Raw genomic sequence first — 26745 nt, forward strand, 5'->3', positions numbered from 1 at the left:
ATTTGATTCTGACGATAACCCCATCGCAGTCTCCGTAAATTAGCTTTTGTCACTCTCTAGTCCGACAAAATAACTCTGCCAAGCCAGCTCCAGCATGGCTTTGGTCACTTGCTTGGAACCCCCCAAGTAGCAGGCTTGATCCAAGGCCATGGACAGCAAATCCCGTGGATGGCAAGGCAGCAGCGGCCGATGGCTGGAGCCATAAAGTTCCTCTAGCACATACCTCAACACTTCCCCATCGAACTCGATGCCCCGCGCTTCACAGACTTGACGCCAGATGGCCGCATACTCTTTCGCATTTAATTCCCCAAAGCGGATTTTGTAGCCCAGGCGGCGGAGAAAGGCCTCGTCAGCGAGGGCGCTGGGGTCCAAATTGGTGGAAAAAATCAGGATCACATCGAAGGGCACGGGAAAGCGCTTGCCCGAGGCCAAATTCAAATAGTCTTGTTGGCTTTCCATGGGAACAATCCAGCGATTAAATAAATCTATCGGCGCCACCCGCTGGCGGCCCAAGTCATCAAGGAGGTAGATCCCGTTATTGGCTTTGAGTTGGAGCGGCGCTTGGTAGACTTTAGTGGACGCCTCATAGCTGATTTCCAGCATATCCAGGGTTAACTCCCCCCCCGTGAGCACGGCAGGACGCTGGCAGAGGATAAAGCGGGGGTCGTACCCTTGCTCGAACAGTGCATGGGGAGTTCCCTCAGGATCTTTAATCGGCTGATGGAAGATGGGATCAAAGAGCTGAATGGGGGTATCGCCGACCGCAATGGCGTGGGGAATTAGCACCGGATCGCCGAGCATCCAAGCCAAGCGCTGGGCAATATAGGTCTTACCCGTACCGGCAGGACCGTAGATGAAAATGGCCCGCCCGGAATGCAGGGCCGGACCCAGCTGATTTAAGAGATGATCGCCGATAACGATCTCAGCAAAGGCAGACTGCATCTGGGCCTGGGTGACCTGATGATGATGGACACTTTGGGCCTGCACGACCTGAATATATTGGGTTAACGGTACCGGGGCCGGTCCCAGATAACCGCTTTTCATCAAAGACTCCAGGGCAAAAGCCCGGCCCCGATCCGTGAGCCCATAGCGCAAGGCGGTGGTTCCGTCCACGCTGCCCCGAATTTCCACATAGGCTTCGCTGCGCATCAGGGCCAACACCGTTTCCAAAATCGATCCGGCTAACAGGGTTCTCGCCACCAACTCCCGCAGGGTGCTGACGCCTCCATCGTAAAGGTGCTTGGCGATCAGCGCTGCCAAAAGATTCTGGCTGAGGCCCGTCTCCTCCACCGTCCGGGGACGAGGAGCTAGGGCGGCCAATTTCATCTCCATGGGGTCCATGGAAGGCTGTTCCGAAATGTGTCGTGCCAATGTGTCCACAAAAATCACCTCATTGAGTGTTCACCCTACGCCAATAAAAAGACCGCACCCAAAGTTCCCGCCGCAATGGCCACGGCGTAGGGAAAACGGGTATTCAAATTCCTGTTGGTCTGCGGGGGAATATAGGTTCCCGCCAACAGCAGAAATTTGGCCGTGGTGGCATAGGGACGCCAGACTTCCAAAAAAACACCCCGGGCAATGAGCACCCCGATGCCAATGAATGAACCGGCAAAGAGACTGAAAATGGCAGCCATTAATATGCCTTTGGCCCCCAGAAAGGCGCCCACCGCCGCCAGGAGTTTTACATCCCCTGCCCCCATGCCGCCGAGCAGATAAAAAGGCAGATACAGCAACAAACCGAGAGTCAATCCTCCCAGGCCGGAAAACAATCCCTCCAAACCTAAAAACCAGGTTTGTAATGCCAGTCCTAACAAAGCGCCGCCGAAAGTTAAAACATTGGGGATACGATGAGATTTCAAGTCCATATAACTAGTGGCAATTAACAGCCATACTAAGACACTAAAAGCGGTGAAACTGATAGAGGTAAGCATGGGTTTTACCTCGAAAGAGAATGAATAAATTTTTAAAGTGAGATGTCCTAGAAAGAATCAGGGAGGGGAACTGAGCCCCCTCCCTGCCAACAATTACTGAGTAGCTGCGGTACCGCTGACAGCCTGGGCAATTTCATTGATTCTGGCGCTAATATTCTTCCCCAGCAGTGAGAACATTCCAACAGCACCCATTACGACCAAACCACCTGCCACCGCATATTCGGTCATGGTTAGGCCTTCTTCATCGCGCAAGAAAGAACGGATTTTTTGGGTCAGATTGCTCATGGTATCTTCCTCCATCGTTATAAATTTTGTTAACTCAAACTCATCCCAGACAGCGGTAAGGTTGATGTAAAATTGGTTGTGTTGTTTACCGTTGTCTTGGTAAACATTATGGGACAGAGGCGATTTAAGTGTTATGAAAATCTTGCGATTGATTAGAACTGTTTTGCTTTTACCGTGACAACCTAGGAAACTTGGGAGGAAGAAGACAAGGAAGTATGCAAATTCTCCAGATCGGCCTTATAGCGAGAAGGAGTCATGCCCACATAACGCCGAAAGGTGCGGGTAAAATAAGACAGATCCCGGAAGCCCACGGTATAGCAAACATCCGTAACCGAGGCGCTCGGATTTTTAAGTAAGCGCACGGCCTCGGTCATCCGCCGGCGGATAACAAATTCTTGGAAGGTCATGCCGTAGGCTTGCTTGAAATAGCGGCTGAACTGAAAAGGCGTCATGCCGCAAAGCTCGGCTACTTGGGATTGGAAAATATTCTCATGGAGATGCTTTTCTATATAAGAGATGCCCGCATTAATGGCGTTTTTTTTTTGCGACGAAGGTCGGAAACGGGCATCGGTAGGTATGGAATGGGGGGGTAAAATCGCTTTCCTGGACATTCCTCGATGCCGCTCTGCAACTACAAGCTCAAGACTTTCCATGCAGTGCAGAATATCGTCGACTACCAGGGGCTTTACAAAATAATCCCAAACCCGCGAACGAAACGCCCAGACAGCAAATGCCTCGGAATGTTGTTCCGTGACCAAGATAATAGGGATAGAGGGATAGTGGAGCTTAGTCTGCTGGAGGAATGAAAGCCTAGCAATGTCGGGATAATCGTATTCGAAAAAAAAGACCTGAGCTGCCGTCTCCACTATCTTCTTGGGGATATCCCCCGTCCAAGAAATATGATGCACAACCGCCTGCTGTTCCAGGATATGCTGGAGATCAGACTTGCCATCAGGTGACGTTAGCTCTCCCCTCTGCTGCCTCAGATCGATTAAAAGTAGGGTTAACCTTTCTGAAGCCGATGCTTCCTTCCTCATGCTGGTTCCGAAATCTTTTCATACGGTGATTAATCTCCCTATATGTTTCGGCACCTTGGCCTTGAGGTTTAACATTCTTAAAAATCGGGGTAGCTTGGAGCTGGACTAGGCATAGAGAGAGGCAACAAGTAGCGTGCGCACGAAAGGGCTAATAGGTCGCTTCTTGCTGCCGATATGAGTAAGACATCACCCTTTGTAAAAATAGTTAAGTACCTATGAATAAAATATGAAGTGTTTTAGGAACGAGCCGGTAGTGTTCCGCCAACCCGTTTTTCCTCCCTGAAAAAAGGGTTGGCGGGGACTTCCCTGTCCCCTGGCTCTACGCCACCGGCTCGCTTCAGAACTACTTAAAAACTTTCACTGAGAGACTTACATTCCATTTCTCCCATGAAATCGGCTAAGGATAAAAAATGGATAGCCTAGATTCTCAACCATACCCACAAGGAATGAGATTACTCGTACAGATAATGCTGCTAGCATTGTCAACCTCACTTTTGGGTTGCGCCACTGCCACCAAGCCTCCTCCTGAGAATAGGGATGCCGCTGCCCCCGATCCCCAAGCTGTTCAAAAAGCGATAGAGACTGGCGACCAAGCCTTCAAGGCAGGCAATAGGGATCTGGCCTTATTTCATTACGTCAAGGTCTTAACCTTAGATCAAGAAAATATTAATGCCCTCTATAAAATAGCCACCATACACCGGGAAAAAAGAAATACGGAACTAGCCGAGAAAGCTTATCGGGACACGCTAAAACAAAAAGCGAATCATGCCGGAGCATTGGAAGGATTCGGATTATTGCAACTCCATAAAAAGGAGTTTGAGTTGGCGAAGGATAAATTCGCAGCCGCGGTTAAAATAGATCCAAAACGCTGGCGGGCCCATAATGGCCTGGGGGTGATTGCTGATCTTCGCAAGGATTACGTCACTGCACAGCAACATTACCAAGCCGCCCTGGAAATCAAACCAGGACTTCCCTTGTTACTCAACAATCTCGGGTATTCCCATTATCTTGCGGGGGATTGGGAATTGGCCCGTTCTTTTTTTGAAAAAATCTTGGCCAAAGATTCTCGTTATGAAAAGGCCTGGGCTAATCTGGGTCTTATCTACGTACGTCAGGGCCATCATGATAAAGCCACAGGCGCTTTCCAAAACATTATGGATGAACCCGAATCCCTCTACCATATCGGGTATATTCTGATGATGGAGGGCGAGCATCGAACCGCTGAAAAATATTTCCGTAAAGCCATCCATGCTTCACCCACCTATTATCCAGAAGCCAATGACAACTTGGAGAAAATTCAGGCCCTTCTTAAAGCAAACGGATAGAGGAGAATAATCATGTCTGGGCAAATAAGAAAAAAACTCGCTTTGATGTTAATCGTCATTTTGGTATTGACCACCACTGGTCCTGCTTTTTCTCAAGAAAACATCGAAGAACCTAGATGGACAGTATCAGAAGCCTTGACAGAGGTTTTAATTCTTCGTCCTCTAGGGCTTGTGGGGACGATTGTGGGAACGGCAGTTTTTATTGGGATCAGTCCTCTCACTGCCCTCGCCAGCATAGCGGATAGAGAGGCGTTTAAAGTGACAGGTCAAACCTTAGTCGTGGCCCCTGCCGAGTTCACTTTTAAAAGGCCTCTAGGGCACTATGAAAAGGATTATTATGCGCCCCCAAAACAATAACCCGGCCATTTAGATATCTCGGCAAAAAGCTTGAGAAGAATGCGGTCGGTTTCACATTGCTCAACCACCCCTACGAGCCGATCAGCCCCATGCGCTGTGGGCACGAAGAGGCATCGGCGGGGATGAGTGCTAAAAAAACTTACGGTACTTGCTCAGCAAGCCGTTCTAGAACCACAAGGGAAAAGGTATTGAGTATGGCATGGGCAAAAATTGCCGGCCACAGGGTTCCCCACCGTATCGTTAAAGCGGCAAGCACAATGCCGAACAGAGTCGTTTGCGCTACTCCGATCCATCCTTGGTAGAGATGACCTAATCCGAACATAAAGGAGGATAACAATACGGGCCCCCATCGGCCTCCCAATGCAGTCCGGCATCGAGTCAGGAGGAAACCTCGGGCCGTTATTTCCTCATACACCCCCACAAAGAACATCATAGCGATAATTCCGGCAAAGGGTATTTCACCACTCAAGTAAGTGGCGATCACTTTAAGCTGACTCATATGTTGCTTGAGTAATGGCGGGTCAATCATAAATATCACCGTTGTCAGCACCATATTGGCGCCAATACAACTGAACAACCCTACCAGCGTCCGGCCCAGATCCTTAAAAGTGATTGCTTGTAATCCAAGGTGCCGCCAACTCTGCCCCCGCATGGCCAACAGGAGGCGTAAGCCGAGGAGAATGACCACTCCCTGCAATATCAATAGCAAGGAAAATTGATGCTGGGCCATCAATGCGCCCATTAGCCCAATAGCTACTCCACTCACCCCCACTAAGATCAGGGCAAGAATAATATCCACCCATGCTTGCCGCCGGTTCATGCCAATACTCTACCTAAGTTTTTTAAACTGTAAAACAACCGCTAAACAGAGAGAAGCGCTTTCTGCAACAACTCCGCAGGATGATAGGCCAGGACTTGGGTACCATCTTTGATCTGGGTCCGACAACTGATGCCCGGTGCACACACCAATGTGCCCGCTGGGGCCCGGCGAACCGCCGGCAATAACACCAGCTCACCAATACGCAACGACAACTCATAATGCTCCTGTTCATAGCCAAAAGCTCCCGCCATCCCGCAGCAACCCGAAGGAATAGCTTCGATAACCGCTCCTCTCATCAAGGCTAGCGTATCTAAAAGGGGTTGCATTCCAGCAAGGGCCTTGCCGTGACAATGGCCATGAACCAAAATACGGCGGCTTCGATCATCAAAAAATGACGGATGGATATGTCCAACGGCCGCTTCCCGGGCCATGAACTCTTCGAATAACTGGGCCTTGCCCGCAATGGCTTCAGCCCGACGGCGGCTCTCGCCCACGGGCAACAAAACTAAAGCTTCATCCCGGAATGTCAACAACTCCGACGGTTCCAACCCAATTAATGGTTTGCCTTCGGCGGCATAGGGATAAAGGACGGTAATCGCCTCCTGAAACCGCTCCTGGGCGTGAGTCAACAACCCCTGACTGAGCTGAATCCTTCCTGACGACAACCAGGGGGTCACGGTGACTCCATATCCCAGTTGCTCTAGGCAATTGACGGCCGACATCCCAATCTGGGGAGCAAAGAACTCGGTCCAGAGATCATTGATCAGCACCACTTCGCCAAGATGCCCCCCATGAGCATGGGGAGAGCGGTCTCGAAGCTGGGAACTAAAGGTTCGATGCGCCAGGGTGGGAAGTTGGCGTTGAGGATGCAGCTTTAATGCTCGCCGAGGCCACTTCAAAGCCAATAGTCCATTGGCCACGGCGGGCAGAAAGGAGCCTAGCCAGGCCAAACGTTGGAACTGACTCAACGCCCGAGCGCGCCAGGGAAGACCATAGCGGTTCTGGTATTGCTGTAGGAATTCTGCCTTCATGAGCGCCATGTCAACCCCAGCCGGACATTCAGTCTTACACCCCTTGCAAGCCAGGCATAGATCCAGCGCCTCTTTAAGCAAAGGGCTATCTCTACCTGTCAACCCTCCAGGCGAAGCCAACACTTGCCGGAAAACATTGGCCCGGCCCCGGGTACCATGCTGCTCTTCCTGGGTCACCCTATAGGAGGGACACATGGTTCCCTGACCGGCCCCTTTGAGACAGACGGCCGCCCCATTGCAGCGGGCCCCAGCGCCCCGTAAGCCTTGGTCTTTGCTCCAATCTAGAAACGACAACGTAGGTCCTAGAGGGGTTTCCTGCTGGGTGCGGAGGGAGTCCAGCAAGGGGGGAGGCTCCAGGATTTTGCCAGGATTGAAGCACTGGTGGGGATCGGCCGCCTGCTTAATGCGGCGCAGCAGGGCAATAATTTCCTTGCCCAAGAGGGTTTCCAGAAACGAGGCCCGTAACCGTCCGTCACCATGTTTGGCGGAAAAAACCCCCCTAAACGCTTTCACCAGTTCCACCATTTGAGTCATGATGGATTGAAAGCGGGCTTGATCTTCCACCAGCTCCAGATCTAACTTGGGCCGCAAGTGCAACAACCCCCGCCCTGCCGATCCATAAATCACACAATCAACCTGATAGCGGGCCATTAAAGTTCGCACCTGGATAACATATTGGGGTAAATCCGCCACGGCAACCGCAGTATCTTCAATACCGGTCACGGCCTTACGTTTACCCGCTACCCCCATGAGCAACCCCAGACCCGCGCGGCGCACTGCCCATGCTTGTTCCGGGAATGGCAGCACCGGCGCCCCATAACAGCCATTCCCCCCACCCAAGGCTCCCGCTAAAGCCTCCCCCCGCCCCTGCAATTGGCCCCCATCACCTTCCAGTTCAATGAGCAGCACCGCCGCCGGCGCCCCTTCTATCCAGGCACAATTGTTTGCCTGCTCCGGGTTACTTCGGGCCAAATCCAATATCGTTTTATCCAATAACTCCACCGCCACCGGCTGGTGCTCTAGCACCATGGCCACTGCCCCCAAGGCCCCCTCAAGGCTACTAAAGTGAGCCCCAATGAGGGTCCGCTCCTTTGGCAGAGGGACCAGTTTTAAGGTGGCTTCAACAACCAGTGACAAGGTCCCCTCGCTACCACAGAAAAAAGGCGCTAGATTGAAAGGCCGACCATCGCTCACCCAGGGTTGCCCCTGGGCTAATAGGTCCAGAGGATAACCCTGATTGCAAGGAATCCCGCGGGTACTGGGATAGCGATCTAAGATCACTTCCCGCTGTTCCTCCACAGCCTCAACCACGGCACGGTAAATCTTCCCTTCCAGGGAATTCAGCGCCAGTTTCGCTTCCAATTCGCCGGGGCTTAGCGGTCCAAAGCCAACTACACTGCCATCACTAAGGACCGCTTTAACCGCAAGCACATGGTCCCGAGTCGTCCCATCGCGGAGGCTGTGCAGACCCCAAGCATTGTTGCCCATCATGCCGCCTATCTGACAACGGCTGCTCGTCGAAGGGTCCGGTGCAAACATCAAGCCTGAGGGCCGAAGCTGCTCATTCAAGCCATCTAAAACCACTCCCGGCTGTACCCGCGCCCGGCGACCCTGGACATCAATTTCCAACACTTTGGTCAAGTGCCGAGAAACATCGACCACCAACCCTTCACCCACACATTGGCCTGCCAAACTAGTACCCGCGGCACGGGGAATCAGGGAAATCCGGTGACGGTTAGCAAAATCTATCAGCACCACACAATCTTCAACACTGCGAGGGCGAACCACCCCCAAGGGGAGTTGCTGATAGGGAGAAGCATCGGTAGCATAAAGCATCCGGCTCAAACGATCGGTCAGCACTTCCCCCTGGATTGCTTTTGAAAGCTCTTGGAAGGAATAATTACTGCTTAATTGAGGCATCATGCTCCCTATTGCTCTCTATCAGTAAAGGATTCGATCCGATTTTTCCTTCCAGCGCCGAAAGACATCGAGAACCTCTTCCCGCATAAGTTGGATCATGGGAATATGACGCCTACTCGGCTCAAGGCAGAGTTCATCATAAATTGCGGCATCGGCAAAACCAATACTGGCTGCATCTTCTCGGCTAGCGGCATAGTAGATACCATCGAGATGGGCCCAGTAAGCAGCCCCCAAGCACATGGGGCAAGGTTCACAACTGCAATATAAAGCACAACCCTCGAGATGAAAATGATTAAGATTCTGACAAGCCATCCGAATGGCTTGAATTTCCGCATGGGCGGTGGGATCACGCAACCTAATGACCCCATTACAAGCGCGCCCCAGTATCTCCCCATCACGAACTACCAGGGCCCCGAAAGGTCCTCCAAGATCATCGCCCATGCCTTGACTTGCTAACCTAATTGCCTCTGCCATGAACTCTGGATTCATAAATCCTCCGCAAAAAAACCCGCGACTTCAGCCGCGGGAGGAAAGGTTAATTAAGGCGACGACTCAACCACAAGTCTAATTTACTGTTAGAGTAAGCATAAGCACTTCCGCTAGTAGGACCCTAGAGCAATTTTGAAATGACGGCAGTATTAGAACTCCTTAACCTTAGCAAATCTTACTGGGAAGGCGAGACTGAGCACCGGGTACTCCATGGGCTCACCGCCACTGTGCAAAAGGGTGAATGCGTGGTTCTACTTGGGCGCAGCGGCTCGGGTAAATCCACCCTCCTCAATCTTATTGCGGGCATTGATTTTCCCAGCACCGGTGAAGTGAAAATCAATGGGATATCTCTAATGCAACTCTCCGAAGAAGATCGGACCTTGCTGCGCCGACGCCATATTGGATTCATCTTTCAATTCTTCAATCTCATCCCCACCCTGACTGTAGAAGAAAATCTGCTGCTGCCACTGGAGCTTAATGGTCGCAATAGTCCCGCTGAGCGCGCTCACGCCCGAAATTTGCTCCAGGAAGTCGGCCTCCTAGAACGGGCTCAAAGCTCTCCAGATGAACTCTCCGGTGGCGAACAACAGCGGGTGGCCATCGCCCGAGCCCTAGTCCACGATCCCTTGCTCATACTGGCTGATGAACCCACGGGGAATCTGGATCTGGAAACCGGACAACGGGTTTTATCCCTCTTAGACCGTCTCACCAAACAAGCCGGCAAAACTCTCATCATGGTCACCCATAGCCCAGAAGTGGTCGGGCAAGCGGATCGCATTCTGCGGTTACGCGCAGGAGGATTAGTCGCCGAGGAGCTCCCCCAATGATTCCGGTGCTGTGGCGAGCCAACTGGCGCAGTTTAAAACAACACCCTTGGCAGATCGCCCTAGCACTGCTAGGTATTGCCCTTGGCGTGGCCGTTGTCATTGCCATTGACCTTGCCAATAGCAGTGCTCATCGGACCTTCCTATTAGCTACTGAAAGTGTGGCAGGGCGAGCAACCCATCAGATCATTGGCGGACCCGATGGCCTTTCAGAACAGTTTTATACCCGGCTGCGGTTGCATCACCGGGTAAAGCCTGCTGCCCCTATTGTAGAAGGTAATGTTTACCTGACGGGTGAAAAGGGCCAGCAATTGCGGCTGCTGGGTATCGATCCCTTTGCAGAGCAGCCGTTCCGCGATTATTTGAGTGGAACAGGCACGGGTTCAGAAATCGACATTCCAGCCCTGCTCACGGAGCCCGGCACGGTCATACTCGAACAAGCAACGGCCCAACGGTTAGGGTTTCAACAGGGCGAGCAATTCACCGTCCAGGTCGGAACCCGAAACCTCAGCTTGAAAGTGGCGGGCATTTTTCAAGGAGACAATCTGGCTCAAGAGGGACTTGCGGACTTACTCATGGCCGATGTCGCCACTGCTCAAGAGGTTTTAGGCCTACTGGGAAAACTAAACCGTATTGATCTGATCTTGCCCTCTGGCAAAGCGGGGGTTGCCCAACAAACACGGCTAAAAAATCTCTTACCGCCGGGGGCAGAGCTTATCGAAACCAGTGCCCGCAGTCAGGCCGTAACGGAAATGACCCGGGCCTTTCAAATTAACCTTACCGCCCTTAGCTTACTGGCGCTACTGGTCGGAAGCTTTATCGTCTACAATACGGTCACCTTTCTCTGGTTGCAACGACGACGTCTCATTGGCCTATTACGGGCTATTGGCGTAGCTCGAAAACAAATCTTCCTCCTGCTTCTCAGCGAAGCGCTCGTTCTTGGCGCCCTAGGTTCGGTAGGGGGCGCACTCCTGGGCATCGGTCTAGGCGAATTCCTCTTGGGGCTGGTGAGCCAAACCTTCAATGATCTTTACTTCGCCCTCCAGGTCCGTGACTTGTCTATCACTTCGGAGAGCTTGGCTAAAGGCATCGCCCTAGGTCTAGGCGCTACCCTTGCGGCCACTTTGGTCCCTGCCCGGGAAGCGACCCAGGTGCCCCCGGGTACGGCCCTACGCCGCTCCCCCTTGGAAGCCCAAGCCCGGCGTTGGTTGAAGGGAAGTGCTCTGATAGGCGGGAGCCTATTAATCGCCGGGACTCTGCTGCTCCTGATGCCGAGTAAAAGCATCTTCCTAGGCTTTGTGGGCCTGACCGGACTGCAAGTAGGGTGTGCCCTGCTGGTACCGGCCTTGGGCACGTTCTTACTTGCCCTGGCCCGGCCATTACTGGGCCGTAGCTTTGGGACTCTAGGACAATTGGCCGCTCGGGGCATTGTGGCGAGTCTCAGCCGAACCGGCGTGGCAATGGCTGCTCTTACCTTGGCAATCTCTGCCACGGTAGGGATTGGCGTCATGATTGATAGCTTCCGGCTTTCAGTCAGTCAATGGCTCTCCACGACCTTACAAGCCGACCTTTATGTCTCTATTCCCGGTTCTAGCTTAACTCCTGCCAACAGCACCCTGGATTCGACCTTGATTGACCGTATTACTACCATTCCAGGAGTCGCCGCTATCAGCACCATACGCCGAGTAAGGCTGGAGGACAGGGAGGGGTTGACCGATGTGGCTGTTCTTGAACCTGCCCCCCAGAGCTTTGCCAGTTTTCAATTTACGGCTGGGAATCCGGAAAAGGCCTGGGAGGCGTTTGTCCATGAAGAGGCCGTACTGGTTTCTGAGTCCTATGCTTATCATCATGATCTCTCACCCGGATCAAGCCTCCGGCTGCGCACTGATCGAGGCCAGCATACCTTCACTGTAGCTGGAGTTTACCGCAGTTATAGATCCGATCGGGGAGGAGTAACTATCCACCGCCACACTTACCAGCGTTATTGGTCCGATAGCGGAGTCTCCGGCATTGGGATTTATGCCCAACCCAATAGAGACCTTGAATCACTTCGTCAAATCCTGCTGGAAAGAATCAGTCCAGAACATGAACTACAAATCAGCACTAACCGGTCTATTCGCGAACTTTCATTGCAGATCTTTGACCGCACATTCGCCATCACTGAAGTTGTACGTCTACTTGCTGGACTGGTGGCTTTTGCCGGTATCTTTAGCGCGCTGATGGCACTCCAATTGGAGCGCACGCGGGAATTTGGAATACTGCGAGCCACGGGCCTCATCCCCCGGCAACTATGGTGGTTAGTAACAGGACAAACCGGGCTTATGGGGCTAGTTTGTGGCCTACTGGCACTTCCCCTAGGATTGCTGTCAGCCATGGGGTTAATTTACGTGATTAATCGCCGCTCTTTTGGCTGGAGTATGGAGTTTGCCATTTCTCCTGAGATTCTCTTACAGGGAATTCTGCTGGCCTTGATCGCAGCCTTATTAGCGGGTATTTATCCGGCATGGCGAATGGCCAACACCATTCCGGCTGCGGGACTAAGGGAGGAGTAATACCAACTTCCTTCTTTGGAGGGGAGGGGGAAATCAAGAACTCGATTCTAAACTGTCCCTTTTGCCCGGAGGGGATACACCTTTGACGAAAGAGGATATTCTTTCCTATCCCGGTGCAAAATTGTTTGCTCAATCCTGTTTGCTGATAAAGGCTGACTCAGGTAAAAGCCTTGAATCGAATCACAGTGGTGTTCTTTAAGGAAGGTTTCCTGCTCATGGGTTTCCACCCCTTCGGCAACCACTTTCAAACGCAGACTATGGGCTAACGCAATAATGCCGACAATGATTGCAGCATCATCCGAATTATTCATGATGTCGCGGACAAAACAGCGGTCAACTTTTAATGTATCGACGGGAAAACGTTTCAAATAATTTAATGAGGAATAACCCGTACCGAAGTCATCAATCGCCAGCTTAATCCCCATTTCTCTCAACTGACGGAACTTAGGTATTGCTGCATCGGCACATTTCATAACCACGCTTTCAGTGATCTCAAGCTCTAGCAGCTCTGGGGGCAAACCTGTTTCCTCCAGTACCGCTATAATCTTATCTACCAGATCCTCCCTTTCCAACTCTCGGCCCGAGACATTCACCGCCATACGGAAAGGTCCAAATCCTTGCCGTAGCCAGGATTGCATTTGGACACAGGCCTCCCGCAACACCCATTTGCCGATGGACACGATAAGCCCGGTCTCTTCCGCTAGTGGGATAAACTCGGATGGCGAGACCAGGCCACGTTCTGGATGATGCCAACGTATGAGCGCTTCCATGCCGATGAGCTTTCCAGTGTTAAGATCCACTTGCGGCTGATAACAGACAGTAAACTCATTTCGGTCCAGTGCCCGGCGGAGAGCCGCCTCCAAAGCTAACCGCTTAGCGGCTGCCGTCTCCATACCCTCTTCATAAAATTGGTAGCTATTGCCTTGCTCCTTAGCACGGAACATTGCAGTATCCGCATGTTTAGTGAGCGTACTAATATCTTCGCCATCATGAGGATAGAGGGAAATGCCAATGCTGGTACTGATATACATTTCCTGTCCCAAGAAAGCGAAGGGCTTAGAAAGCACGCCGCAAATCTTAGTAGCCACTCCTTCTGCAACCTCGGACGAACTAATCTCTTCCAAGATCACCGTGAATTCATCACCTCCCAAGCGGGCTACCATATCCCCCGAGCGGAGACAGTGGACAATGCGTTCAGCGGCTGCTTTCAGCAGTAAATCACCCACATCATGGCCGAGGGTATCATTAACGAGTTTAAAACGGTCTAGATCAAGAAACAGAATTGCAAACATTCCTTTCCCGGAACGAACCCGGTTCAACAGCTTCTCAAGATGCTTCCGAAACAGAGTACGATTTGGCAAGCCGGTCAATGAATCATGATAAGCAAGTTGATGAACATGTTTCTCAGCGCGGCTGGCATCGAGGAGGCGGGCCACCCGCTGCCGTAATACACCAAAATGCAATGGCTTGGGGATATAATCGGTCGCACCCGCGGAAAAAGCTTGCTCAATGGAATGCTCATCATCCAAAGCGGTAATGATCAATATCGGCGTGTGCCTACTGCCCGGCATATCTCGTATTTGAGTGCAGGCCTTAAAGCCATCTAATACCGGCATGATCGCATCCATCAGAACCAGATCCGGCATCTGCCGTCTACAAAATGCAAGCGCTTGCTCGCCGTTTACCGCCTCCTCAATCCGGTAACCTCCCTCTTCCAAAACATTACGCAAAGCCATACGCATGGCCCGATCGTCGTCGACAATGAGCACCCGCGATGGTCTCTTGTCCATAGCGCCATAAGATTCGGGCTGAATTTCCTGTTGTAGGGCTTCTTTAACCAGGGAGTATTCCGAAATTAGCACCGTTAATAGCTTTCTAGCCCCTTTGCTGGAACCGGAACGCCCCAACTCTTCTAATTGCTTAGCGACCGAAGCAAGCCGGACGGCTCCAAAATTCATAGCACTGCCCTTAATGCTATGGGCCATATCCCTGAGTTCCTTAGTTCCGTTTTCAATGATTGCTTTTCGCAGCAAGTCCAGATAAAGAGGGGTATCCTCAAGAAAGGCCTCAATCATTTTAGAAAAAGCATCACCCACACTGGCGCGAAGTTGATTAAATACTTCTGGATCTAATAGGACTTCATCATCCAGACTTTCTAGTTGAGTACCTGATAAGTCTACTCTAGTTGTGCTTGAAGAATGTAAGCCCAACCAATGCTGTAGTTTGTCTCGCAATAAATTTAGCCGGAGAGGTTTTGGCAAGTAGTCATTCATGCCCGCCGAGAGGCATTTATCACTGTCCCCCTCTCGAACATTGGCGGTCATGGCAATAATGGGAACCTGTACTTTGCCAGCCTCCAAAGCTCGAATCCGGCGGGTTGCCTCATAGCCGTCCATCCGCGGCATATGGCAATCCATCAGCACTAAATCGTAAGATTTACGGGCCACCAGCTCCAATGCTTCTTGCCCATTAGCCGCTACCTCCACATGGCAGCCAAACTGCTCTAGCATCCCAACAGCCACCTGCTGATTCACCCGATTATCCTCAACCACCAAGATATAGTAATCGGAAAAAACCGGTTCTTCCGTTGCCGCAGGCAAAAACTCGGGTTGTCCCTTGCCACTTTGTTTTACCGTAGTCACAATGGCATTATATAAGGGAGATTGTTGCACCGGCTTAGCAATATAATTCACCACATCCGGTAGGTGGGAGATATCAGATGCAGGCTGACGCTGGCGTCCCATCAGTATGATTTTAACAGAGGCAATGAGAGAATCTGCGGCAATCCGGTGCACCAGATCAACGCCCTCCATGCCTGGCATATTTTCATCAATAAGGGCAAGATCATAGGCTCGACCCTGAGTTGCCGCACTGCGTAACATCTTGAGGGCCTGCCGCCCATTCTCCGCACTGCCATAGTACATTCCCCAAAAGCTAAAGGTCTGCTCTAGAAAACGGCGACTCACAGTGCTGTCATCCACAATCAATAATCGCAATCCAGCCACCTCCGCCCTATTAAGGCCCCGCCGTTCTTGAGGTGCCACCGCTTCTTCCAATGGCACAGTAAACCAAAAGCTGCTTCCTTCGCCGAACTTGCTCTCTACCCCAATATCTCCCCCCATTAAGTCCACTAACTGGCGACAGATAGCTAAACCGAGGCCCGTGCCTCCGTATTTACGTGTAGTGGAACTATCCGCTTGGGAGAAGGCTTCGAAAATGTGTTTTTGAAACTCTATCGGAATACCGATGCCAGTGTCCTTTACTTCAAACTGTAGCACTAGTTTTTTTTCTTTTTTCTCAACAAGCTGAACCTCGGCTGACACCTCCCCTCGCTCGGTGAACTTGACTGCATTGCCCATTAAGTTGATAAGAATTTGCCGAATCCGGATCGCATCTCCCCGTAGCGATGGAGGAACATTCTTAGCCACCACATAACCTAGATCCAGATCTTTTCGCTGGGCTTGGCCAGCAAGCAAGCCGATGACATCATCCAAAACTTCTTGGAGGTAAAAATCAGTCGGATCAAGCTTAAATCTTCCTGATTCGATACGGGAGAAATCTAATATATTGCCGATAAGTTCTAATAGGGTCTCTCCCGAGTTGCATGCCACCTGAACATACTCTCGCTGCCTAGGGGTCAATCCCATATTGCGCAACAACTCAAGCATGCCTAGTACTCCATTAAGAGGAGTACGAAGTTCATGGCTGACATTGGCCGCAAATTCTCCTTTAATGCGGGCAGACTCCAAAGCAGCATCGCGAGCCCTTTTCAATTCCTGTTCCCGTGCCTCCAGAACAGTGATCATCGTATTAAAGGCACTCTTCATGTCCATAATATCCTTAGGACCGTCCATCTCAGAGCGCACTTGCTTCTCACCTAATTGAGCCCGCCTCATGGTCTCCGCTAAGTTCCTTAAGGGCGTGGTTATCCGCGCCGTAATCCCAAGCAAGACAAACAGTAATACTGCCGCGAGGACGATGGACACCAACAAATTGCCATGTAAGATATCCGTTGCTAAAGTCTTTAAGGTATCTTTGCCCATAACTACCCGGACAAAACCTATCAGTTCCGGATCAGGGGGATTGGCGACAAAGGGTGATTCTTCCTGTTCACTATTCCCCTGACGAGTATAAACTGGCGCCACAAAGTACCACGCTTTCTCTGTTTCTTGTTCTAGCCACAACTGTTTCGGCCACTGTACATCATCCCCGGGTGGCAAAGCTTTTTGCCCCTTGGAAAGCAATATTTGATATTCCAAGTCATAAATAGCCACTCCTTGAATATCCGGGAAAGCTAGCGTTGCACGAGCTGCCTCCTTGGCATTATCAGCGCTCTGATAGAGTAAGGCGAGCGTGCTTTGGGCAGCAAAAGTCTCAGTAGCACGACGCCCTTGCTCGATCAGGGTAGTCCGAACAGTGCGACTCGATAGGGTTGAGATGGCGAGAGATGAAAGCAAGGCCAAGCAAAGGATTCCGATTGTAAAAGTGAGTACCAACTGCTGACGGAATCCTATTGGTCCGCGAAAAATCCGTAACAATCGCCTCACTCCAGCCTCCTACTGCAGCGGAAAAATCAAACCAAATTCCCGCTTCATCTGGCTTGTCAGTTTAAGTCCTAGGTGCTCAGCGGTACGAATATTGAAAGCAACCAAGAGATTGTGTAACGGCTTGATGCCTAATGGAATATTTTCACTATTTTGCATTTGCTTTAAGGCAAGCTCGGCGAGACTGCGCCCCATATTCTCGTTGTCTGGGTATAAGGCAAAAAGAACCCCCCTTTTCAGATGAGACAAATTACTGGAAAATACGACTAAATTTCTCTCCCAGGCTTCTTGTAATATCAGCGGCAAAATTGTCTGTTCATCGAGGGTTTTGTCTTGCAACAACCAAATGGCATCTGTTCCGCTTTTTAATTTATTCAAGACATCGCGGTACAAACTTGCTGCTTCACGGAGACTTTTTGCTGGCAATGCATTGAGTTCTAACTCATACTGCCTGATGGTTTGCTCAGCCCGCTTGATAAGCCAACCATTATGCTCTTGACTATAAATCACTGTAATTCGCTGAACATCAGGTGTAAACTCTTTAACTCTTTGAAAAAAAATTTGGGGATCGGGAGCCAGGGAAAGCCCTGTCAACTCGGTGCCGTCGGGAGCAACCAATACGGCACCGACAACTACCCTAAACAGGGATTGTAATTCTCTTGCTATTAACAAGCCGCGGCCCCCGAGGGCAATAATGACATTTATTTCCTCTTTTTCAAGTTTCTCTTTTAACATTTCAATGCTATAATTTTTCTCCAGCGCATAGGACTTTATTGGCGTTTTTAACTCATTCTTAATGCCCCTAATGATATCGAGAAAGATGCTCCGATACGGTTCGCGGATTTCTGGATAAATAACGGCTACCGAGGATAGACTGGCAAATGCTGCCGACACCATACCTAATCCCATTGATATACACCATAGCGATAAAAAAAGGCATGGAAGGCAAACCTTTAATTTTTTAATTGACAACTAGATGTCCTTTACCTGAGTTCTCAGCTATCAACATCCTTAAATTGATTTTTCTTCCAGTGCTAGTTCAACTAAAAATGAAGCCGAAGCTCTCCAAAAAAACTTCGCCCTGCTAAGGGAAGATCATGGGGAATGGGAGTGACTAGAGTACCTACTGGACTGGGCTCACGGGCGTCAACATCAAATAAATTGCGCACGGAAAAAGCAACTTCCCAATGTTCTTTGATAGCTCTCCGGCGCAGGGTTAAATCGAAAATACTGTAATCGTCAATTTCAATTCGGTTATCACCCGATGCGCGTGCTCGATCTATAACCCAATTAAACTGAGGACTTAAGTGCCAATGGGGTAGAAACTCCCAATTTCCACGGAGGTAAATCTGGTGATGAGGCGCATTGCCTGCATTCTCATCTGTCTGTTCATCCGTCGACTGTTGAAAAGCATAATTGCTTAACAGATGAAAATTAGGGGTAAGCTTCCAGCCTGCCTCCAACTCCGCCCCAAAACCCGTTTGTTTGCCGGCATTTTGAGCAGTATTTATGTTAGTCTTCGGGTGAGGAATAAATTGAATAATGTCATTCCACCAATAATGAAACAAACTTAGGGTCAAATGCAGCTCATTGGTGGGGTGGTAATCTAAAGACAATTCCAGGGTTTCAAGGTTCTCCGGATCCAGATTAGGATTACCCAGAGCTACTGGATTATTAATATTAAATAGTTCAGCAAAAGAAGGGGCTCGAAAAGCACGGCCATAAAGAAGTTTGGTCGTCAGATTGTATCGAGTCAGCCAAACCAAGGCGAGTCGAGGGTTGATGGTATTACCAAAATCCGAGAAATGATCGTAGCGCACACCGGCGGTAAGTTCCCAATCATTGGAAAAACGCCAGACATCTTGCAAGAATAAATAATAATTCTTCCGGTCTCGCTCACGCAGGAAAGCCTGGGACAGGTCCCCCGTGACATCTCTCAAACTTCCAAGGGGACGGGGCAACCCTCTAGAATCCAATGTGAAATTCTTGACTTCTTTAACATCATAGAGATCGCCATAATGCATGCCCACACCCGCGCGAATCTGGTGTTGCTTAAACCCTGTGTAAAAAGCTGACATATTAAAGCGAATGTGGCGTTCAAAGACTTCGGGGTTTCCAATCACCCCGACTGGAAAATCTGGTTCAGGAATCCCGCCAAAATCTGCTCCCCGTGGAAATAGTCGGACATCTTCTTCGACTTCCTGGCTGGTATCCAAATAGCTGAGTTGTGCCTTAACATTCCAATTTTCATTAAAGAATTCAGGGTTATAATAAGTCAGATCTGCATTCCATCGATCGCTAGCAAAGCGACCCTTAGGATCCAGGGCCTCTGCAACCCCGGCACCCGTGCCAACATTTCGCCTTCGCTGCAAGCCTGCCCGCAGACGCCAATGCCCTCGGGCAATATCTAAGCGGGCATCGAAATTCTCTCGCTGCAAATTCACGGGACCGGGAGCTAGAGAAACATCAGTGCCAAACCGGCTGTCCAAAAAAGTTTGGGCATCCGCATCAATAGTTTCCTGCTGACCATCGGTATCCCCATACTCCAGCATCACCGCGATATCAAAACCACTCCAAGCACCTCCATGAAGCGTCCAAGTATCCCAGGTATCAAAGCTTCCTGCACGTGCCCCCACTTCAGTGCCTTTTATATCTTCTTTGGTTTTGGTAATAATATTGATTACACCAGCAAAGGCATCAGCTCCGTAAATCGCCGAACCTGGCCCCCGAATCACTTCAATGCGGGCAATGGCTTGTACCGGCATGCCACCCCAGACCTGGTTTCGGTCCCCAAAAAAAAGATTGGTGATGGGTATGCCGTTAATCAATACTAGCACTTGTGAATTAAATTGAGAGAAGATGCCGCGAAAGGTGTAAATAGGGTTATACCCCCGAGGATTTCTTGCCACATGCAATCCCGGTACGGTTTCCAATACCTCGTCTAGATCTGTTGCGCCAATTTCTTTAATGTCTTCCGCAGTGATGACTGTTGCCACTGCAGGGGCCTTGGCAATGGGCTTGCTATTGCCAGTAGCAATGCTGATCATCTCCTTATCCCCATATAAGCCAAGCAAAGCTTCTTCCTCATCCATCCCTGGGCTTAAAGCTAAAGCATCGACTGTATGTAGAATGAATAAGCAAAAAACGATACGAATGAGAAAGAACATATTATGAGGGAACATACTATAGGGTTTCAGCGGATAAATGACTTCTCTTTATATTATTCTTCAGTTGTTGTACTTGAATTAAAGCGTTTTTACTTTGTTATTTTCTTTATTTTATTGTGAATGCACTCTACGGGAGTGATCATCCAATTTCTGATAATCCCCTTGGCACCCGGCTACGTAACTTACCAGGCACAGCGAGGTTTACCTTCATATTTAATTCGATCACAACGCAGGGGGAAAAAGGCACCTTCTGGCTTTTTTAGTGCATCCAAATAGCAAGGAAACATGCCTGCAGAAAAACTCAAGACAGCATAATGATAATATTCATGGCGAGACAGCCCCTGGTCGGCTGCTAGTGCTGCTGTCACAGCAGCAATATTCATATACAAGCGCCATCGACCTTTTAGCAGAATTTCTTCGATAGCAAATGCAAGCTTCAAATGAGGACCTTGGTTAAAACCTAATTCTCCAGCTAAAGCCATAAGCGGTTCAATGCGCTCGTCTTTTCTGGTAATAGGGCGACCATATCCTGGAATAAATTTGTATTTTTTTAATTCTTTACTGACAAGCTCTTCTATATCGGCACCCTTATCTAATTGGCATTTTGTCCGCAGTAAAAAATCAATAGCCCGAATATCTGGCCGCCGCCCATAGATCGATGCTTCGGAGACGGCATTGGCTGCTCCTATAGCTAACGCAGCAGTGCTTCTAACCGTACCCGCTAACGCGGCAACTCGATTATTCCATAATCTTGGATCGGGATAGCTAGTACATAATGTCCAAATGCCTTCAAATAATCTGAGCTGTTTATCACTAGGAATCTTCCCCGTAATGCCATAAAGAAGTAAACCCATCCAGGGGAGATCTTTAAGCTCGTGAAATAAATCTTTGCCGCGGAAAATAACCCGCTCCCCTGGAAACCAGGCTCCTATGTTCGTTACCCAATGGTCTTCATTTTCGAAAAGATATTTAGGGCCTTGCATGGTTTCTATTCCTACATTTATCCGGTAATCTAACAGCAAGCCTTTACAATTGCGGTTCAGTGCTCAGTTTCAAACCATGGGCAAAAAACGGATAGCGGCGCCAGCCATACTCTTGCTGCTCCAAAGCATGAGCGGCTGCTCCAGGCAAACGGAGTAACAGATACAGCATCTCACCTTGCTGGACACTAAAATCCAGATCGATCATTGCTGCAGCGGCTACCCCGCTCATCGCTAACGGGCAATTGGCCACAGCCTCAAGTTCCAACCGATGTTGCTGCAACCACGTTAAAACACCTTCGGAGTGATACTTTGCCAACAAAGCGAGGGTTTGCCGCACCGGCGTGGCGCAACTGGCACCATGGGGATCAAAACCAGGAGGATGCTCCAAGGGCAACCAAATATCAGCCCGTTCCTCTTGCAGGGGATGCTTAAGACGCTTCTGCCAGGCCATTAAATTTTTACCGCAGTCCTGCCAATAGGTCATAGCCACAACCACTTCGTGGGCACCATTTAACTGACCAGCACCGACCGCAAGGGCAGCCATCAGCGAGGAAGCGGAGGTGGAGCCCCCCACTCCGGCACACATGGCGGCACGAACGCTATGTTCCCGCGGCCCTGGATTAGCGACAGCCACGGCAAGTCCCTCCAAAAGCTTGGCCTTACCTGGAGCGGGGCGCTCTTGTTTTAAGAGCAGGTATAAATATTCAATCCAACTGACTTTACCTAGCAAGTCCCCGTAAACATCATACCCGGAACAATAGCAAGTCGCCGCCGCAAAAGGGTTATCTGGTTCTGCAATTTCCTCCCAAATCCGGCTATGGATAACCTCCCGTTCCTTGCTCATTGCGCCATCCCCAATATCCGTATTCGGCTATTGATGGGGGGGACTTCCTCCGGATCCACTCGCACATCAATAAGGCTAGGACCTGGCCGTTGACAAATGGCCTCAATATCCAGTTCCAGCATATCCTGAGGAGCGTGGATAACATAACCGGGAACTCCCATTGCTTCAGCATAGGCACAATAATTGATTTCTGGGAGTTCAAAGGCGATAGGCTCGGCCTTGGCTAATCGCTGACCATGCTTCACCATCCCCAGGGCCGCATCATTTAGAATAATGAAAACCACGGGCAATTTTTCTTGAATTGCCACGGTGATTTCTTGACCACTCATAAGCAGGCTACCATCCCCGGTAATACAGACCACCGGGTTGCCGGGCGCGCCTAATGCAGTCCCCACAGCAGCACCAATAGCCCACCCCATCGAGGCAAATTCTAAACAACTACGGAATATTCCTCCTTTCGCATCTCGCCGGCCGGCTAAACGCCGATCGAAAGGTTGTAAATAGTGGATTGCCCAAGCCATGCTGTTTCCCGTATCTGCTAAGAAGCGGGTGTTGGGGGGAAACAACCGGGTAAGCTCCCTCATCAGCCGTTGCGGTTTAATGGGCGTAGAGTCATCGCAATACTTCGCTTCCTCATCAAGTTGGAAATGGCATCTGGTCTCCTGCATTGCAGCACCCCGCATAGGGGAACCGAACCGTCTGCGTTCTATTTGAGAGACCGGCCCTTCATTTTCTGGCGAGCGACTGCGAAGATAATCCAATACGCGCTCGCAAATAGTGATAATTGTTCCCCGTACATGCAACCGGGCCATGGGGGTACGGGTCAAATTCCCCTCTGTGTTCTCTACGTGGATTAGCCGAGCATTGAGAAGAGTATTTGCATCCCAGCCATTACTCGCCCATTCCCCCAGACTAGCACCAAACACTACCACGGCATCCACTTTTGGATCAGACAAAACCTCACTGGCACTGAGATGTCCGGCAAAGCCAACGACGCCACGGAATAAAGGATGATAGGGACTGACTAACCCTTTGCCATGGGGTGTGGTAACCACTTCGGCTTGAATTAAAAGGGCCAGTTCCAAAATAGTGCCGATCGCTTCACTACATTCTTCCCCCACCACAAACACTACTTTTTTTGCCTGTTCAATCTGGTAACAGAGTGCTTTTACCGCATCATCATCTAGCAAGGAGGGATGATGTAATAGGGTGGCGAGGTTATAGGAAGGTTCCTTAACGGGGCTAATACTACGCAAGATGTCTAAGGGAATGCTCAGATGGGTGGGACCACGGGGGGACTGATAGGCCATCATGATCGCCGTACTGAGCTTATGTTCTAATTGGTCCGCGTGGGAGACTAAAGTACTATAGCGGGTGCAATACTGAAATAACCCCACAGTGTTAATTCCAGTACAAGACGATTCTTGGAAAGCCCCTCGTCCAAAATTACTCAAAGCAGTCTGGGCAGTAATCACCAGCATAGGAATGTGATTCTCGTAGGCTGAAGCCACGCCTGTAATGAGGTTGGTGGCACCAGGGCCGGTAGTGGCGCAGCAAACGGCTAACTTACCCGTCTGACGCCCATAACCATCGGCCATAAAGGCAGCCCCCGTTTCGTGGCGGGCGACCACTGATCGCGGACCCCCTCGGCGGGCGCTGCGGGCTAAGGCATTATATAAGGGCTCAATAGCACCTCCTGGCACCCCAAACACATAATCCACAGATAATTGCGCCAAATAGGCAACTAATAAATCTCCTGCCTCGAATTGCGACCGAGATACGCTTCCTTGGGCCACGTTAACCGTTCGATTTGGCATCACCAACATCTACCCCTTGTGAGAGCTGTATTTGCTGCTTTCAGAGCCAAGCCCAGGTATAAAAGAAAGGCTAGAATTTTTCCCTCCCACTAATGAGCATAAAACGCTTAGGATTGGAGCCCTAGATTTTGTCGCGCCTAGCATTTAGCAGAGAGGAAACCTATGCTTTTAATCGTGAGTCGTTGACTCTGGCTTTATGGCTTATGCAACGGCTCTTCCGAATATAACTTTAGGTTTTGATACGGTATCGCTGAATACCTAGAGGGAGGAATTGCGCCCTATGCAGTGCTGCAAGTCTGCTCGTAATTTACCGAAATTCCGCCCAAAGCCCCTTCCTTCAGGGAAGGGAGGTAGGGCGGTTTTGTTAATATTAAGTGATGAAACTTAAGGCCAACATAAAAACCTTGAAAGTCAGAGTCAAGGATAAGCATAAGCCAGTGCTTGAGCGCATGGCCTTTGAAGTCAATCAGGTCTGGAATGCGGCTAACGAAATCACGGCGGATTATTCCTATGTGCCTGTTCCCGGTGCGGGTTATATCCGCAACAATTTCACGGCATACGAGCTGCAAAAGCTGCTAAAAAGCATCAAGCTGGAACGCGGCTTTATTATTCACTCCACCAGCGTGCAGGAAGTGATTGCCGCGCATCACAAAGCGCGCAAGCAATTCAAAACTGACAAGCTCCGCTGGCGTGTTTCGGGTGGTCCGCGCCGTTCATTAGGTTGGATACCGTTCAAGAAAGGCGCCGCCAAATGGAAGAAGGGGCAGGTGTACTTTGCCGGTCACTGCTTCAAAGTAGGGGACAGCTACGGCTTGTCTCAGTATGTGTTCCGCTCCGGTTCTTTCTCACAAGATGCCCGCGGGCGGTGGTATTTCAACATCGTGGTCGAAGGGGCTATTGAGCCGTCTACTGCCACCGGACAGGTGGGTATCGACCTGGGTTTAAAGGATACCGCCACTGGCAGCAACGGTTTGAAGCTGGAAGCGTATCGTTTCTACCGGAATGGGGAAGCGCAACTGGCAAAAGCGCAACGCGCTAACAAGAAAAAACGGGTAAAGGCTATCCATGCCCAGATCAAAAATAGACGTTTAGACGCCCTCCATAAATTCACGACACTAGGGGTTCGTGAGAACGCATTCATCGTCGTGGGCCATGTCAGCAGTTCCCGCCTTGCTAAAACTAAAGCAGCCATGAACATTCTCGCGGCGGGGCATCGCCGTCTTGCGGAAGGAATTCCCCTCCTTTAGGGCGGGAAGGATGTCAAATAACCTGGAAATACCGCGCCCTCGCGGCAATAGGCGCGCTGGGGTCGCCGCACCAACTTGAGTTCGGAAAAACAGGCTTTAAGGGCGTCGTAATACAGCATCCGGCCCAACAGTGGCTCACCCAAATCCAACAGGATTTTAAGGGCTTCCACCGCCTGTAATAGGCCGATAACACCAGGCAAAACGCCCAGGACACCCGCTTCGGCACAGGAGGGGGCCAATTCTGGAGGAGGCGGTTCCGGATAGAGGCAACGGTAACAGGGGCCTGAGCGGGCCGGCCAAAAAACACTGACCTGACCTTCGAAACGGTACACGGCCCCATACACATTGGGCAGTCCCAATTTAACGCAGGCATCATTCACCAAGTAACGGGTGGGGAAGTTGTCGGACCCATCGATGACCATATCATAGTCCCTAAAAATCTCTTCCACATTACGGCTCTCTAGGCGCGATTCATATTCGTTGATGCGGACAGTAGGATTCAGCGCTGCCAAAGTTTGACGGGCTGAGGCCACCTTGGACATCCCGACCCGATCATCCCGATGCAGAACCTGACGTTGCAGGTTGCTGCGGTCCACCACATCGTGATCGACTAACCCTAGAGTCCCTACCCCCGCCGCCGCTAAATATAGGCTGGCAGGCGATCCGAGCCCTCCAGCCCCCACCAATAACACCTTACTCGCCATGAGCTTTTGTTGGCCTTTTTCCCCGATTTCTGGCATCAGAAGATGGCGGGAATAACGACTCCGCGCCGTTTCATCTAACATCTGCGGCACCTCAAAAGGCAAACCCTCATCTTTCCAGCGATTAAACCCTCCGACAATGGAACGAACATCCCGATAACCCAGTTGTTTGAGACTTTCAGCCGCAAAAAGGGAACGGGATCCACTCCCGCAAAGGGTGAGCACGGTACAATTGAAGTCCGGCACACTTTGTTCAACTCGCAGCTCCAAATACCCTCTTCCTAGGCGATAAGCACCCGCAGGACTACCTTGGGCAATTTCATCACTTTCTCGAACATCGATAAGCACAGCACCTCCTGCTTGCAGGGCGAATGCCTTCGTCGGCGTTATTTCCGGAATGCTGCGTTTCAGTGACTGTAGCCGATAATCCTTACCACTACCCCCGGCTACCGCGGGAATAATGGTGAGGACATCGCCGTCCTTAAGAGGCGTATCCAACCCTTGCAAAGTGCGAAGATGACACTCCCCCAAAAAGAGATTAACGAAAGGACGAACTTCACCTTCTGGAGTCAGCAAGCGATTTAAAATACCCGGATGGGCCGCCCCTAATGCCTTAAGAGCACCGCCTACCGTATCGGCCTGAAGTTGCACTTGCTCCGCTCCGCCCACTTCACCCTGTAACGGAGAGGGAATGTGAACCGTAATTTTGCTCATACTTCAATGGCCTCTTCGATAAAGCTTTTATCCTGGGCTTAATCTTGATAATTAAACTTCTTAAGCTGGTTGAAGGGGTATCCAGGAAGATATAATGCCGCCATGGTAAAAAAAAATATATCGGAAAACTCGGGTATTTAAATGGCAACCAACCGCT

19 protein-coding genes are annotated in these 26745 nt (G+C 50.5%); 5 read left to right on the forward strand and 14 right to left on the reverse strand.

Features of this window, described 5'->3' with window-relative positions; genetic code table 11:
* Nucleotides 1–39 precede the first annotated feature (39 nt).
* The 4 genes from E3U44_RS16175 to E3U44_RS16190 form a co-directional block, all read right to left on the reverse strand.
* On the reverse strand, nt 40–1380 hold the full coding sequence (locus E3U44_RS16175) for an AAA family ATPase (protein WP_134359136.1): 1341 nt from the start codon (nt 1378–1380) through the stop codon (nt 40–42).
* Between the two features lie 26 nt (nt 1381–1406).
* Nucleotides 1407–1931, reverse strand: coding sequence for an A24 family peptidase (locus E3U44_RS16180; protein WP_134359137.1), 525 nt, complete (start codon nt 1929–1931; stop codon nt 1407–1409).
* Nucleotides 1932–2024: 93 nt separating this feature from the next.
* Nucleotides 2025–2216 carry a Flp family type IVb pilin gene (locus tag E3U44_RS16185; protein WP_134359138.1) on the reverse strand — a complete coding sequence of 64 codons (192 nt, stop codon included), beginning with the start codon at nt 2214–2216 and terminating at the stop codon, nt 2025–2027.
* A gap of 182 nt (nt 2217–2398) precedes the next feature.
* Nucleotides 2399–3253: a helix-turn-helix transcriptional regulator gene (locus E3U44_RS16190; protein ID WP_134359139.1), complete on the reverse strand. Its 855-nt coding sequence runs from the start codon at nt 3251–3253 to the stop codon at nt 2399–2401.
* Between the two features lie 479 nt (nt 3254–3732).
* On the opposite strand from E3U44_RS16190, the gene E3U44_RS16195 reads away from it, so the two are divergent.
* Both E3U44_RS16195 and E3U44_RS19710 read left to right on the forward strand, forming a co-directional pair.
* Complete coding sequence (locus tag E3U44_RS16195) at nt 3733–4578, forward strand: tetratricopeptide repeat protein (protein ID WP_166805108.1); 846 nt, start codon at nt 3733–3735, stop codon at nt 4576–4578.
* A gap of 12 nt (nt 4579–4590) precedes the next feature.
* Nucleotides 4591–4935, forward strand: coding sequence for a hypothetical protein (locus E3U44_RS19710; RefSeq protein WP_206054819.1), 345 nt, complete (start codon nt 4591–4593; stop codon nt 4933–4935).
* 139 nt (nt 4936–5074) lie between these two features.
* Here E3U44_RS19710 and E3U44_RS16205 read toward each other — a convergent pair whose 3' ends face one another.
* The 3 genes from E3U44_RS16205 to E3U44_RS16215 are packed head-to-tail and all read right to left on the reverse strand — an operon-like array spanning nt 5075 to nt 9195.
* A complete protein-coding gene (locus E3U44_RS16205; RefSeq protein ID WP_134359141.1) occupies nt 5075–5755 on the reverse strand; it encodes a CPBP family intramembrane glutamic endopeptidase in 681 nt (226 codons plus the stop codon).
* Between the two features lie 41 nt (nt 5756–5796).
* Nucleotides 5797–8709, reverse strand: coding sequence for an FAD-binding and (Fe-S)-binding domain-containing protein (locus E3U44_RS16210; protein WP_240761583.1), 2913 nt, complete (start codon nt 8707–8709; stop codon nt 5797–5799).
* 18 nt (nt 8710–8727) lie between these two features.
* Nucleotides 8728–9195: a nucleoside deaminase gene (locus E3U44_RS16215; RefSeq protein WP_134359142.1), complete on the reverse strand. Its 468-nt coding sequence runs from the start codon at nt 9193–9195 to the stop codon at nt 8728–8730.
* Nucleotides 9196–9332: 137 nt separating this feature from the next.
* Here E3U44_RS16215 and E3U44_RS16220 point away from each other — a divergent pair, with 137 nt between their 5' ends.
* Both E3U44_RS16220 and E3U44_RS16225 read left to right on the forward strand, forming a co-directional pair.
* Nucleotides 9333–10022 (forward strand): ABC transporter ATP-binding protein, encoded by a 690-nt coding sequence (locus tag E3U44_RS16220; protein WP_134359143.1) that lies wholly within the window; start codon nt 9333–9335, stop codon nt 10020–10022.
* The gene (locus E3U44_RS16225; RefSeq protein ID WP_134359144.1) at nt 10019–12571 is read left to right on the forward strand and encodes an FtsX-like permease family protein; all 2553 of its coding nucleotides are present in this window, start codon (nt 10019–10021) and stop codon (nt 12569–12571) included. The genes E3U44_RS16220 and E3U44_RS16225 overlap by 4 nt, the downstream gene beginning before the upstream one ends.
* A gap of 47 nt (nt 12572–12618) precedes the next feature.
* On the opposite strand, the gene E3U44_RS16230 is transcribed toward E3U44_RS16225, so the two are convergent.
* From E3U44_RS16230 to E3U44_RS16255, 6 genes are all read right to left on the reverse strand, one after another.
* A complete protein-coding gene (locus E3U44_RS16230; RefSeq protein ID WP_134359145.1) occupies nt 12619–17118 on the reverse strand; it encodes an EAL domain-containing protein in 4500 nt (1499 codons plus the stop codon).
* A 9-nt stretch (nt 17119–17127) separates the two neighbouring features.
* The gene (locus E3U44_RS16235; protein WP_240761594.1) at nt 17128–18024 is read right to left on the reverse strand and encodes an ABC transporter substrate-binding protein; all 897 of its coding nucleotides are present in this window, start codon (nt 18022–18024) and stop codon (nt 17128–17130) included.
* A gap of 134 nt (nt 18025–18158) precedes the next feature.
* Complete coding sequence (locus E3U44_RS16240) at nt 18159–20297, reverse strand: TonB-dependent receptor plug domain-containing protein (protein ID WP_240761596.1); 2139 nt, start codon at nt 20295–20297, stop codon at nt 18159–18161.
* A 167-nt stretch (nt 20298–20464) separates the two neighbouring features.
* The gene (locus E3U44_RS16245) at nt 20465–21265 is read right to left on the reverse strand and encodes a citrate synthase family protein (RefSeq protein ID WP_134359146.1); all 801 of its coding nucleotides are present in this window, start codon (nt 21263–21265) and stop codon (nt 20465–20467) included.
* 43 nt (nt 21266–21308) lie between these two features.
* Nucleotides 21309–22109, reverse strand: a complete 801-nt coding sequence (locus tag E3U44_RS16250) for a citryl-CoA lyase (RefSeq protein ID WP_134359147.1) — start codon at nt 22107–22109, stop codon at nt 21309–21311.
* Nucleotides 22106–23926, reverse strand: a complete 1821-nt coding sequence (locus E3U44_RS16255) for a thiamine pyrophosphate-binding protein (RefSeq protein WP_134359890.1) — start codon at nt 23924–23926, stop codon at nt 22106–22108. The genes E3U44_RS16250 and E3U44_RS16255 overlap by 4 nt, the downstream gene beginning before the upstream one ends.
* A gap of 377 nt (nt 23927–24303) precedes the next feature.
* Between E3U44_RS16255 and E3U44_RS16260 the strand changes: the two genes are divergently transcribed.
* On the forward strand, nt 24304–25173 hold the full coding sequence (locus tag E3U44_RS16260; RefSeq protein WP_134359148.1) for an RNA-guided endonuclease InsQ/TnpB family protein: 870 nt from the start codon (nt 24304–24306) through the stop codon (nt 25171–25173).
* Here E3U44_RS16260 and moeB read toward each other — a convergent pair.
* Entirely contained in the window at nt 25170–26588 is a 1419-nt protein-coding gene (gene moeB / locus E3U44_RS16265; RefSeq protein ID WP_134359149.1) for a molybdopterin-synthase adenylyltransferase MoeB, read from the reverse strand. The two genes, E3U44_RS16260 and moeB, sit on opposite strands and share 4 nt — an antisense overlap.
* Between the last annotated feature and the right edge of the window lie 157 nt (nt 26589–26745).

The organism is Nitrosococcus wardiae, from assembly GCF_004421105.1.
GTDB classification, from domain to species: Bacteria; Pseudomonadota; Gammaproteobacteria; order Nitrosococcales; family Nitrosococcaceae; genus Nitrosococcus; species Nitrosococcus wardiae.

Excerpts from the sequence above, each read along its gene's own strand:
- E3U44_RS16205 (WP_134359141.1), bottom strand. The coding sequence starts at position 5,755 with ATGAACCGGCGGCAAGCATGGGTGGATATTATTCTTGCCCTGATCTTA.
- moeB (WP_134359149.1), bottom strand. The coding sequence starts at position 26,588 with ATGAGCAAAATTACGGTTCACATTCCCTCTCCGTTACAGGGTGAAGTG.
- E3U44_RS16210 (WP_240761583.1), bottom strand. The coding sequence starts at position 8,709 with ATGATGCCTCAATTAAGCAGTAATTATTCCTTCCAAGAGCTTTCAAAA.
- E3U44_RS16220 (WP_134359143.1), top strand. The coding sequence starts at position 9,333 with ATGACGGCAGTATTAGAACTCCTTAACCTTAGCAAATCTTACTGGGAA.
- E3U44_RS16225 (WP_134359144.1), top strand. The coding sequence starts at position 10,019 with ATGATTCCGGTGCTGTGGCGAGCCAACTGGCGCAGTTTAAAACAACAC.
- E3U44_RS16215 (WP_134359142.1), bottom strand. The coding sequence starts at position 9,195 with ATGAATCCAGAGTTCATGGCAGAGGCAATTAGGTTAGCAAGTCAAGGC.
- E3U44_RS16245 (WP_134359146.1), bottom strand. The coding sequence starts at position 21,265 with ATGCAAGGCCCTAAATATCTTTTCGAAAATGAAGACCATTGGGTAACG.
- E3U44_RS16185 (WP_134359138.1), bottom strand. The coding sequence starts at position 2,216 with ATGAGCAATCTGACCCAAAAAATCCGTTCTTTCTTGCGCGATGAAGAA.
- E3U44_RS16235 (WP_240761594.1), bottom strand. The coding sequence starts at position 18,024 with ATGGGATTAGGTATGGTGTCGGCAGCATTTGCCAGTCTATCCTCGGTA.
- E3U44_RS16240 (WP_240761596.1), bottom strand. The coding sequence starts at position 20,297 with ATGTTCCCTCATAATATGTTCTTTCTCATTCGTATCGTTTTTTGCTTA.
- E3U44_RS19710 (WP_206054819.1), top strand. The coding sequence starts at position 4,591 with ATGTCTGGGCAAATAAGAAAAAAACTCGCTTTGATGTTAATCGTCATT.
- E3U44_RS16250 (WP_134359147.1), bottom strand. The coding sequence starts at position 22,109 with ATGAGCAAGGAACGGGAGGTTATCCATAGCCGGATTTGGGAGGAAATT.
- E3U44_RS16255 (WP_134359890.1), bottom strand. The coding sequence starts at position 23,926 with ATGCCAAATCGAACGGTTAACGTGGCCCAAGGAAGCGTATCTCGGTCG.
- E3U44_RS16180 (WP_134359137.1), bottom strand. The coding sequence starts at position 1,931 with ATGCTTACCTCTATCAGTTTCACCGCTTTTAGTGTCTTAGTATGGCTG.
- E3U44_RS16190 (WP_134359139.1), bottom strand. The coding sequence starts at position 3,253 with ATGAGGAAGGAAGCATCGGCTTCAGAAAGGTTAACCCTACTTTTAATC.
- E3U44_RS16260 (WP_134359148.1), top strand. The coding sequence starts at position 24,304 with ATGAAACTTAAGGCCAACATAAAAACCTTGAAAGTCAGAGTCAAGGAT.